This is a genomic window from Cyanobium sp. BA20m-p-22 (assembly GCF_024346275.1).
In the GTDB taxonomy this organism is placed as follows: Bacteria; Cyanobacteriota; Cyanobacteriia; order PCC-6307; family Cyanobiaceae; genus Cyanobium_A.
The window spans coordinates 1-9,105 of record NZ_JAGQCQ010000141.1; the positions used below are offsets into that span (position 1 = coordinate 1).

13 protein-coding genes are annotated in these 9,105 nt (G+C 68.9%); 4 read left to right on the forward strand and 9 right to left on the reverse strand.

Going from position 1 to position 9,105, the window contains the following annotated elements; translation table 11 throughout:
• A partial coding sequence (locus KBZ15_RS12575) for a CPP1-like family protein (protein ID WP_315859886.1) occupies positions 1 to 244 on the forward strand: 244 nt, incomplete at its 5' end.
• Between the two features lies 1 nt (position 245).
• Here the strand turns inward: KBZ15_RS12575 and hslO are convergent.
• Entirely contained in the window at positions 246 to 1,154 is a 909-nt protein-coding gene (gene hslO / locus KBZ15_RS12580) for an Hsp33 family molecular chaperone HslO (RefSeq protein WP_255015538.1), read from the reverse strand.
• Positions 1,151 to 1,819, reverse strand: a complete 669-nt coding sequence (locus KBZ15_RS12585; protein ID WP_254931179.1) for an ABC transporter ATP-binding protein — start codon at positions 1,817 to 1,819, stop codon at positions 1,151 to 1,153. The genes hslO and KBZ15_RS12585 overlap by 4 nt, the downstream gene beginning before the upstream one ends.
• A 61-nt stretch (positions 1,820 to 1,880) precedes the next feature.
• Here KBZ15_RS12585 and KBZ15_RS12590 point away from each other — a divergent pair, with 61 nt between their 5' ends.
• Positions 1,881 to 2,342 carry a DUF3531 family protein gene (locus KBZ15_RS12590; RefSeq protein WP_254931180.1) on the forward strand — a complete coding sequence of 154 codons (462 nt, stop codon included), beginning with the start codon at positions 1,881 to 1,883 and terminating at the stop codon, positions 2,340 to 2,342.
• Positions 2,343 to 2,350: 8 nt separating this feature from the next.
• Positions 2,351 to 3,112 (forward strand): 16S rRNA (uracil(1498)-N(3))-methyltransferase, encoded by a 762-nt coding sequence (locus KBZ15_RS12595; RefSeq protein ID WP_254931181.1) that lies wholly within the window; start codon positions 2,351 to 2,353, stop codon positions 3,110 to 3,112.
• Here the strand turns inward: KBZ15_RS12595 and KBZ15_RS12600 are convergent.
• Positions 3,109 to 3,504 (reverse strand): hypothetical protein, encoded by a 396-nt coding sequence (locus KBZ15_RS12600; protein WP_254931182.1) that lies wholly within the window; start codon positions 3,502 to 3,504, stop codon positions 3,109 to 3,111. The genes KBZ15_RS12595 and KBZ15_RS12600 overlap by 4 nt on opposite strands.
• 105 nt (positions 3,505 to 3,609) lie before the next feature.
• Here KBZ15_RS12600 and KBZ15_RS12605 point away from each other — a divergent pair, with 105 nt between their 5' ends.
• Complete coding sequence (locus KBZ15_RS12605; protein ID WP_396123473.1) at positions 3,610 to 4,401, forward strand: TIGR00297 family protein; 792 nt, start codon at positions 3,610 to 3,612, stop codon at positions 4,399 to 4,401.
• On the opposite strand, the gene KBZ15_RS12610 is transcribed toward KBZ15_RS12605, so the two are convergent.
• From KBZ15_RS12610 to KBZ15_RS12635, 6 genes are all read right to left on the reverse strand, one after another.
• Positions 4,314 to 5,180, reverse strand: a complete 867-nt coding sequence (locus KBZ15_RS12610) for a sigma factor (protein ID WP_255015540.1) — start codon at positions 5,178 to 5,180, stop codon at positions 4,314 to 4,316. The two genes, KBZ15_RS12605 and KBZ15_RS12610, sit on opposite strands and share 88 nt — an antisense overlap.
• A 115-nt stretch (positions 5,181 to 5,295) precedes the next feature.
• Positions 5,296 to 5,976, reverse strand: coding sequence for a GDSL-type esterase/lipase family protein (locus KBZ15_RS12615; protein ID WP_255015541.1), 681 nt, complete (start codon positions 5,974 to 5,976; stop codon positions 5,296 to 5,298).
• A complete protein-coding gene (locus KBZ15_RS12620; protein ID WP_255015542.1) occupies positions 5,933 to 7,519 on the reverse strand; it encodes an ABC transporter permease in 1,587 nt (528 codons plus the stop codon). The genes KBZ15_RS12615 and KBZ15_RS12620 overlap by 44 nt, the downstream gene beginning before the upstream one ends.
• A complete protein-coding gene (locus KBZ15_RS12625; protein WP_255015543.1) occupies positions 7,516 to 8,262 on the reverse strand; it encodes an ATP-binding cassette domain-containing protein in 747 nt (248 codons plus the stop codon). Before KBZ15_RS12625 ends, KBZ15_RS12620 begins: the two co-directional genes overlap by 4 nt.
• Before the next feature lie 96 nt (positions 8,263 to 8,358).
• Positions 8,359 to 8,583 carry a hypothetical protein gene (locus KBZ15_RS12630; protein ID WP_255015544.1) on the reverse strand — a complete coding sequence of 75 codons (225 nt, stop codon included), beginning with the start codon at positions 8,581 to 8,583 and terminating at the stop codon, positions 8,359 to 8,361.
• A gap of 37 nt (positions 8,584 to 8,620) precedes the next feature.
• Positions 8,621 to 9,105: PhnD/SsuA/transferrin family substrate-binding protein (locus KBZ15_RS12635; protein WP_255015545.1), on the reverse strand; the 485-nt coding region annotated here is incomplete at its 5' end.

Consider the following 9,105-nt stretch of genomic DNA (forward strand, 5'->3'; position numbering starts at 1 on the left):
TGCCGATCTCGTGCTTGCCTTGGCCACGGCCATGGCCGTGATCAACCTGCAGTGGCGCCATCGTCGCTTCCTGGCTGCCGTTGGCTGGGGATTTGGCCTGCTTTGCCTGGGCCTGCTGCTCGGCGCGATCCTCACCGCCGCCCTGCCGGCAAGCCTGCCCCTGGGGCTCCCCCTAAGCCCCCTGCAGGTGCAGAGCCTGCCGGCCCTACTGGTGTTGCTGCTAGGGGCCCTTTGGCTGGGTTGAGCTAGGCCAATTCGGCGATCAGTTCGCTGAGTTCAGCTGCGTCTACCGCGTACACGGCGCTGCAGAAGTGGCAGGTGAGTTCGGCCCGGCCGTCCTCCGCCAGCATCTCGCTGAGCTCATCGCGGCCCAGCAGTTTGAGGGCGCTGACGCTGCGCTCGCGGCTGCAGCGGCAGTGGAAGCGCACCGGCGTGCAGGCAGTGGCGGCATCGAGGGGCTGGGAGTCGAGGTCAGGAAAGATCGCTTCCAGCAGGCCCTGCAGATTGCCCTGGCACTCCGCCAGCCGCTGGCTGAAGTGGCGCACCTCCCGGCAGCGCTCCTCCAGCAGGGCCACCAGGGCCGGCTCGTGGGCCGCCTTGGGCAGCACCTGAACCAGCACGCCGCCACAGCAGCGCACGCCGTTGCTGTCGATCTGCTCGCCCACGAACACTGCTGAGGGGGTCTGCTCGGAGTGCAGCAGGTAGGAGGCGAGATCGTCGCCGATGCCGCCGCTCACCAGTTCCACCGTGGAGCTGAATGGTTCGCCTTCGCCCAGGTCGCGCACCACGTGCAGGTAGCCGGTGCCGCAGGCGCTGCGGAAGTCGAAGTGGGCCAGGCCGTCGGGGCCCTTCACCGGGTCCAGCTCCAGGGCCGGGTTGCCCACATAGCCGCGCACGGTGCCGTTGCGGCCCGCGTCCACCATCAGGCCCCGCAATGGGCCATCTGACTGGATGCGCAGGTTGACGCGGCCATGGGCCACCTTCATCGAGCTGGCCAGCAGGAGCCCGGCCGTCATGGCCCGGCCCAGCAGGGCACTGGTGAGGTAGGAGAGCCCATGGCGCTCGCGGGCTATGCGACTGGTGTGGCCGCTGCTCACCGCCACCAGCCGAATGCCGCCTCCGGCGGCAGTAGCCCTCAGCAGCTGGTCGCTCAAGGCTTGCCTCCCGGGGATGGGGCCATCGTAGGAATCCGGCAGAGGGGCTCCAGCACGCCCTGCTCCAGCAGCCAGCCGCCGTTGATCACCCTACCGAACAACTCGGGTTCATGGGTCACCACCAGCACGGCCCTCTCCCGGGCGAGGCCTGCCAGCAACTCGAGGATTTCGCCCCGCACCGCCCAGTCGAGGCCTGCGGTGGGTTCATCCAGCAGCAGCACCCTGGGGTTGCGCAGCAGCTGCACCGCCAGGGCCAGCCGCCGCTGCTGGCCGCCGCTGAGTTGCTCAGGCGGCTGCTGCAGCGAAAGCCCCCCCAAGCCCACCTGCACCAAAGTTTTTTCAGCCTCCTCGGCCGTGAGCCGCCGCTGGCCGAGTTTGAGCTCCTGGCCCACGCTCAGCCCGAGGAAGTGGCGCTCCGGGAATTGAAACACCAGCCCACATAGCCAGCGCCGCTGGCGTGCATTGAGGGCTTCCCCCTCCCACAGCACCTGGCCGCTGCTGGGTTCGGCCAGGCCAGCTATCAATTCGAGCAGGGTGGTCTTGCCACTGCCGCTGCCGCCGGCCACCAGGGCTGGCTGCCCCACCGCCAGCTGCAGACTGACCCCGCGCAACACTGGCTGGCCCGCGGTGGCCGCCTGATAGCAGAGGTTGCGCAGTTCAAGCATCGACCCAGCATGCCGGCGGGCGTGTTTGATGGGGGCAGTTTTCTCGCCTTTTCCCCTTGCCATGGAGGTGCGCTTCCGCGAGTTCAATCCCTTCAACTGCTGGATCTGGATGCGCTTCCCCCATCCGGTGGGTGCCGGCGAGCGGGGCTACCTAGAAACCGCCTTCGACAGCTGGTTTTTTCTCGGCAAGCTGGGTGGCTTCAATGCCGAAAACCTCCAGGCCCACGAGGAGGGGGCCGAACTTGGCTGGATGGATTACAGCCACGATTCGGCAGCGGCGGCCCTGCCGGCCCTGATGCACAACATGGGCCCGATCGAATACCAGGAGGAGTGGGCACGCTGCTGGGTGGATCTGGGCACCAGTGATGCCCTAGCCCTCGATGTGCTGATCAATGCCTTGAGCCAGCTCAACAACGACGTGCTCGAACTCGAGGAGCTGCTGATCGGTGGTCTCAACGATGACTGGCCGATTGAGGAGCAGCCCGAGGCGATGTTCGCCGGCCTCGACGCCATCGACGACTAGGTGAAGCTGTGGCACGGGAATTGCGGCGGCTGTTGATTCCCCCCGCGCGGCTGGCGGCCCAGGAAGTGGCCCTCGAGCCCGCCGAGGCCCACTACCTGGGCCGGGTATTGCGCTTGCGCCCGGGTGATCGCTTTGACCTGGTGGATGGGGCTGGCCGCCTCTGGAGCGCCAAGCTCAGCCAGGTGGATGGGGCGGTGCTCGAGCAACCCCTGCAGGCCCCACTGCAGCAGCAAGGGCCGCCCGCTCCCCTGCTGGAGTTGGCCCTGGCCCTGCCCCGCCGGGACGCCGATGTGCTTCTGCGGATGGTGGTGGAACTGGGGATAGATCGCATCTCGCCCCTGTGGGCAGAGCGCAGCGTCGGGCCCGATGGGCCCAGGCCAGAGCGCGGGGCCGCCATCGTGCGGGAGGCTGTCGAGCAGTGTGAGCGCCTCTGGCAGCCCGAGCTGCGCTCCCCAGTGGCAGCCACCGCGCTGCTGGGTCTGCCGCCGCCCCATGGTGCCGGCCGGGGCCTGCTGGCCAGCAGCCGCAACCTGGGCCTCCCCCTACTGCAGGAGCTCCTGGCGCCCCTCGCCCCAGGGCCCGCCAGTGCCGGCGAGGGGCTGGTGGTGGCGATCGGCCCTGAGGGTGGCTGGAGCCCGGCGGAGGAGGGCCTGGCGCTGGAGCAGGGCTGGCAGCCGGTGAGCCTGGGGCCGACGATCTTGCGCTGCAGCACCGCCGCCGTGGCGGCAGCTGCCCTGCTCAGCCATTGGCGCCAGAGCCTGGTCTCCTAGTTGCGAAACATGCCGGCGGCCATCGCCTTGTAACCGGCCAGGTTGGCGCCAGCCAGCCGCCGCCGGCTGGGCAGGGCATTGGCTGGGTTGAGGCACTCCGGGGCGAAGGTGGCCAGGCTCGGAGCGGGCAGGGCTTCCTGGGCAGCGCGCAGCTCAGCGGCAATCGCTTCTGCGGTGGTGAGGCTGGGTTGGCTGCTGCTGGGCTGGCTGCTGGGTTGGTTGCCCGGCTGGGTTGCGGGTGCCGGGGCCGGATTTGCGGCTAGAACCGCCGCTAATTTGCCCTCAGCCGCCTTTGCGGCGCTGGGTTTGGGCTCGGCGATCGCCACCTTGGCCGGGGTCGCACCCTCACTGCCCAGGTCTAGAAAAAAAGCGGGCTTGCGGTTGAACAACATTGCTGCAGCAGCGTTCTGCAACGATTATGGCCGGCCACTTTCCCCGATCCACCAGCACCTTGTCAGTGCAACACACTTTGGCTATTCGATTGCCCCTGCGTGCCCATTTCTGAGTTGGCCCTGGTTGCCCCCCAGAGCTGGGGCCACTGGTTAGGTGCCCTGGCCCTGAATGCCGCTCTGATTGCCCTGGCCCAGCGCCTGCCAGTGCTGACCCGGGCCGGCTGGGTTCATGCCGGCTGCCTTGGCACTTTGCTGTGGGGCTGTCTGGGGCCGCGGGGCTGGCTGGCCGTGGTGCTCTACCTGGTGCTGGGGTCGGCGGTAACCCGCCTGGGGTTTCGCGCCAAATTGGCCCGCGGCCTGGCGGAGGCCCGCGGCGGGGCCCGCGGCCCCGAGAACGTCTGGGGCTCGGCGGCCACCGGCACCCTGCTGGCGATGGCCGCTGCCCTGGCGCCGCCGGCCTGGCAGCCCCTGCTGCTGATCGGCTTTGCCGCCAGCTTCGCCGCCAAATTGGCGGACACCTTCGGCAGTGAGATCGGCAAGCGCTGGGGCCGCCATACCGTGTTGATCACAACCCTTCGCCCCGTCCCCCCCGGCAGCGAGGGGGCGATCAGCCTGGAGGGCACCGCCGCCAGCCTGGTCGGCAGCGCCTTGATGGCCCTGCTGATGCTGGCCCTGGGATTGTTGTCTGGTGCTTCCACCTGGCTGCTGGTCACCCTGGTGGGGTTGGTGGCGACCCTGCTTGAGAGCCTGATTGGTGCCACCGCCCAGCAGCGTTGGCGCTGGTTGAGCAACGAGCTGGTCAATGGGATTCAGACGGCCATTGCCGCCCTGCTGGCAATGGCGCTTTCGGTGGCAGTTTCGGTATTGCTGGCTGGCACATGGCCTGCGGCCGCCTGAAGCCAGCCCAGCAGGGTTTCGCCCCGCTGCTGGGCCTGGCGGCAGCTCAGGCGCAGCTCCAGGGCCAGTTCCTTCCAGCTCCGCCCCTCGAACCAGTGGCCCTCCAGCAGGCGTTTGTCCTGGGTGTCGAGTTGGTCCAGTTGGGTCTGCAACCACTGCTGAGGCCCCCGGGGGCCATCGCCTGAATCCCCTGCCTCGGCCGTTGCCCAGCTTGGAGCGCCCTGGGCGGCCAGCTGATCGAGCAGGCAGCTTGACTCCCCTGCGTCTGCTGGGCCAAGGGGGGCATCGAGGCTGCGCACCTGCAGCGCCCGCTGAACTGCGGCGGCCTCCTCTAGTTGGCCGCTGCGGCAGCCCAGCTCCGCGGCCAGGGCTTCGTTTGCCAGGGGTGCCAGGCCCCGGCTGCGCCGCTGCTCCTGCAGGCGCCTGGCCCGCTGCTGCAATTCCCGCAGTCGCCGGGGGGTACGCAGGGGCTGGCCGTTGTCTCGCACGTCGTGCAACATCGCCCCTTTGATGTAGGGAACGGCAAAACTGCTGAGGTTGCAGCGCTGGCGCAGATCGAAGGCCTCCACGGCCCTGATCAGGCCCATGTTGCCGGCCGACACCAGCTCATCGAAGGGTTGGCCACTGCGCAGGCTCTGGCGCTGGGCCACCATCCGCACCAGGCCAAGGTTCTCTTCCACCAGGGCGTTACGCCAGCGCAGGCGGGTGTTGGCATCGGGGCTGGCGGCCATGGCTTCCAGCCAGCTGCGGTTGCGCTCGTGGATCTGACAGGTGGACATGGGGATCGGGATTTCGGTGTTTCCACCGTCGCCGCGGCAGGGTCCCGCCCTGCTCCCCCAAGCGGGTGAACCGGGACCAACCCCCTGGGGGATTTACCGCTCACCCCATCGGCCTTCAGCAGGGCATGGAAGTCTGGCCAGCCAGGGGCACCAGGTCGGCCCAGGCCAACAGGGCAGGCCAGCTACTCACCCGGCGGTAGACCTGCCGGTGCCCCTCGCTGTTGATGTGCAGGCCATCGCTGGCCAGCCACTGGGGCCAGTCGGGGTCTGCTAGCAGCCCCTCCAGCAGGGGCAGGAAAGGCACATCCGCTTCCAGGCAGGCCTCCTCCAGCAGGCCCTCATAGCGGCGGATGTCGTCCAGCCGATACCAGAGCACACCTGCGTAGGGCATGGCCGCCTCGTCCACCGGGGTGAGGCCAATCACGTGTACCGGTGCGATCGCCTTGGCCTGGTGCAGCAACTGCTGCAGGCCAAATAGGAATCCCTCCCCATCGAGCTGGGGCCGGCCATTGGCTCGCCCCACCCGGGCGGTGTCGTTCAGGCCCACTCCCAGCAGGATCCCCTGGGGTTGCTGGCGCCTCAGCTCGCCGCGGCAGCCCACCTCGGCTTTCAGCCGGGCCGTCAGACGCTCCAGCCCGTCGCCGCGCACGCCCAGGTTGTAGAGCACCGGGCCGCCGGGCAGTTCCATCCAATGGCGCCGTAACCGCTCGCACCAGCCCCCCTCCAGCGGGTCACCCCAGCCGAAGACGCCGCTATCGCCAAGCGCCACCAGCTTCCTGGGGTGGGCCATCACCATGGGGGGTCTCCAGAAGCCAGAGGCGTGCGCGGTCGCTGAGATCTTCCCCCAGCAGGGTCAGCGCTGCATAGACCAGCACCAGAGCTAGCAGCTCGTCGCCGGCAAACGAACTTAGGGACTCCAGCAGTTGGCTGCCCAGGCCCGTGGCCCCCACCAGGCCCACCACCACCGATTCGCGCAGGATCACATCGCTCCGGTAGGCGCCATAGGCCAGGTAGGGGCGGGCCAGAGAGCTGAAGCGGCCGTAGAGCAGGGCCAGCCGGGGCCCTGCCCCCGCCGCCAGCAGGGCCTGCTGCTGGGGAGCTCCGCTGGTTTCGGCTGCCTCCAGCAACAGTCGACCGAGAATGCCGAGGTTGTGGAACCCCAGGGCCAGGGCGCCGGTGACCAGCCCGGGCTGCAGCACAAACAACAGCAGCAGGGCCGTAAGTGGCGGCGGCCAGAGCCGCCCCAGGGCCCAGAGCCCTTGCACCAAAGCCAGCAGGGGGCGACAGGGCTGCGCGACCAGCAGCATCAATGGCGCCAGACCCACGGCCAGGGCTGCGGCCAGCAGGGTGAGCAGCAGGGTGCTGCCAACCAGGCTCGCCCAGGGCAGGGCCAGCACCGCGCCCCAGTCGGCCGGGCCCAGGGGGGGCAGGCCCTGCCAGCGCAGCAGGCCGGCGGGTTCGATCCCAAGCTGCCAGGCCACCAGGCCCAGCGATGGCAGCAGCACCAGGGATGCCACCAGGATCTCCCGGCCCTGCCGGCCCACGCCCCGCCGGTGGAGTCCCAGCCGCGCCGGCATGGCCCAGCGGCGCCGCAGCCAGCCCACTAGCGCCTCCAGCAGAAGCATCACCGCCAGTAGGAGCCACAGGCCGGTCCAGAGTTCCCTGAAGGCCAGCGACTGCAGGGTGAGGCGCAGCTCGGTGCCCAGGCCCCCCAGACCGAACACCCCCAGCATGGTGGCGCTGCGCAGGGCACATTCGAGCCGGTAGCCGCTGTAGCTGATTACCTGGGGCAGCAGCGGTGGCCCCAGGGCGGTGACCAGGGCCGCCGGTCCGGCTACGCCGCCACAGCGCAGGGCTTCCAGGTTGGCGGTGGGCAGGGCGTCGAGCAGGTCGCTCACCACCCGGGCCACCAGGGCCCCGAAGGGAATGGCGATCGCCACCACCGCCACCACCGGCTGCAGCCCGACCAGCTGCAGCAGCAGCAGTCCCCAGAGCAGTTCATGGATGGAGCGGGGCAGGGCCAGCAGGCGACGGATCCAGCTGGCTGGAGCGGCGTTGCCACAGCAGGTGTGCCACACCACCCGGGAGCTGGCGATGCCGAGCCCCAGGCCCAGGGCCAGGCTGGCGGCCCAGCCCAGCAGGGCGATGCCAGCTGTAACGCCCAGGCCCCCCAGTACCGATCCCACTACCAGCGGCTCCAGGGAGGGTTGCAGGGCGGCGGCGGCAAACTCGCCCACTAGCTCCCAGCCGCCGCCATGGCTGATCCCGGGCAGCAGGGCCAGCAGCGGCAGGAGCACCAGGGCGGGCAGCAGGACCCACAGCGGCGCCGCGGGCCTCATGGCCTTTCGGCACCGGCGTAGAGCGCCTCTAGCTGGCTCGTTTCGAGATTGGAGCCGGCCTGGTCAAATACCAGCTGGCCGGCCCGCAGCCCCACGACCCGGTCGAAGCCGGCAAGTAGGTCGGGGCGGTGCAGGCTGAGCAGCAGGGCCCTTGGCGGACTCGCCAGCTCCAGCAGCAGGGCCAGCAGATCGGCGGCCAGGCGTGGATCCAGGCTGGCCAGGGGTTCATCTGCGAGCAGCAGCAAGGGGTCTTGCCGCAGCAGCCTGGCCAGGGCCACCCGTTGGCGCTGGCCCCCGGAGAGGGCCGAGACGGGCTGGTTAAGCAGGGCCGGATCCAGATCGAGCCGTTGCAACACCGCCGCGCAGGCAGCGGTTTCCAACGGCAGCAACAGGTTGAGCAGGGCCCGCGGCCAGCCCCACACCGCCAGCCGGGCGGCGTTGAGGTTTTGCTGCACCGTGAGCTCCTCGATCAGGCGCAGGTCTTGCCAGAGGGTGCCGATGCGGGCCTGCTGGCGCCGCCGGGCGCGGACTGTCCGGCCCCGGGGCTCCCCCGACCAGCGCACGCTGCCCTGGTCGGGAGCAATCAGGCCATTGGCCACCGCCAGCAGGGTGCTCTTGCCGGCACCGCTGGGACCCAGCAGGGCGACCCGTTCGCCCTGCTCCAGTCGCAGCGACACCCGATCCAGGCGAGGCTGGCTGCGGCCGCGCACGCAGATGTTGTCGAGGACCAGCAGGGGCGCCAAGGTCAGGCCAGGGTGAGTCGGTAGACGATCAGGGCCAGGATCAGCGCCACCAGGGACATCTCAATTAGATCAGGGCCGCGGGAGTTCATGCCCATATCAGCGGCGGCGCTGTTCCAGCCTGGCGGCTGAGGGCAGCGCCAGGGCCAGCGCCAGCAGGGGAATCTCAATCAGCAGCTGGCCATTGCCGAAGGCGATGAAGCCCAGATCCAGAAAGGCGATGCTGTGCAGAAATAGCGACCAGGCCTCATCGGATTCCGTACTGGCCCTGCTCCAGAGCGTCAGCCCTGCCAGCACCAACACCAGATCGATCAACCAAACCATGGACTCCGTTCTGCCTTACAGCTGATTCTGGATCCGATCAACGAATTTTGCCGATCTGGCGGCCCACCTGCTCGATCTTCTTGTATCCAGCGGGGTTCACGGTGGTGAACTGCTGGGCCCCAAACAGGTTCAAGATCTGTTTCTGCTCGGGATCACTGGAGCGCCAACTGAGAATTGCCTTTTGCAGTTTGGTGCTGAAGCCCTTGCCGAAGCGTTGGTTGAGGTTGGGCTGGCCGAGCCACAGGTAGTCGGGGTAGCTGGGGGTGCGCCAGATCTGCACCACTTTGGCCCGGTTTGCCTTGCCGCTGTGCAGGCTGCTCTTCCACACCTGCTCGTTGACGGCGCCGGCGTCGTAGGCCCCGCTTTGCACCAGGGCAATTGTGGCGTCGTGGCTGCCGCTGAAACCTGGCGCGCCACCGGCGAAGTCGTCGAGGTTGACGCCAGCCTGGCGAAGGAAATATTGGGGCATCAGCCGGCCAGAGGTGGAACTCTCCGAGCCGAAGGTGAAGCGCTTGTTCTTCA

Bases quoted from the DNA above. Each gene is read 5' to 3' on its own strand.
- KBZ15_RS12615 (WP_255015541.1), bottom strand. From the start codon at position 5,976: ATGGTGATGGCCCACCCCAGGAAGCTGGTGGCGCTTGGCGATAGCGGC.
- KBZ15_RS12630 (WP_255015544.1), bottom strand. From the start codon at position 8,583: ATGGTTTGGTTGATCGATCTGGTGTTGGTGCTGGCAGGGCTGACGCTC.
- KBZ15_RS12585 (WP_254931179.1), bottom strand. From the start codon at position 1,819: ATGCTTGAACTGCGCAACCTCTGCTATCAGGCGGCCACCGCGGGCCAG.
- KBZ15_RS12600 (WP_254931182.1), bottom strand. From the start codon at position 3,504: ATGTTGTTCAACCGCAAGCCCGCTTTTTTTCTAGACCTGGGCAGTGAG.
- KBZ15_RS12610 (WP_255015540.1), bottom strand. From the start codon at position 5,180: ATGTCCACCTGTCAGATCCACGAGCGCAACCGCAGCTGGCTGGAAGCC.
- KBZ15_RS12620 (WP_255015542.1), bottom strand. From the start codon at position 7,519: ATGAGGCCCGCGGCGCCGCTGTGGGTCCTGCTGCCCGCCCTGGTGCTC.
- KBZ15_RS12590 (WP_254931180.1), top strand. From the start codon at position 1,881: ATGGAGGTGCGCTTCCGCGAGTTCAATCCCTTCAACTGCTGGATCTGG.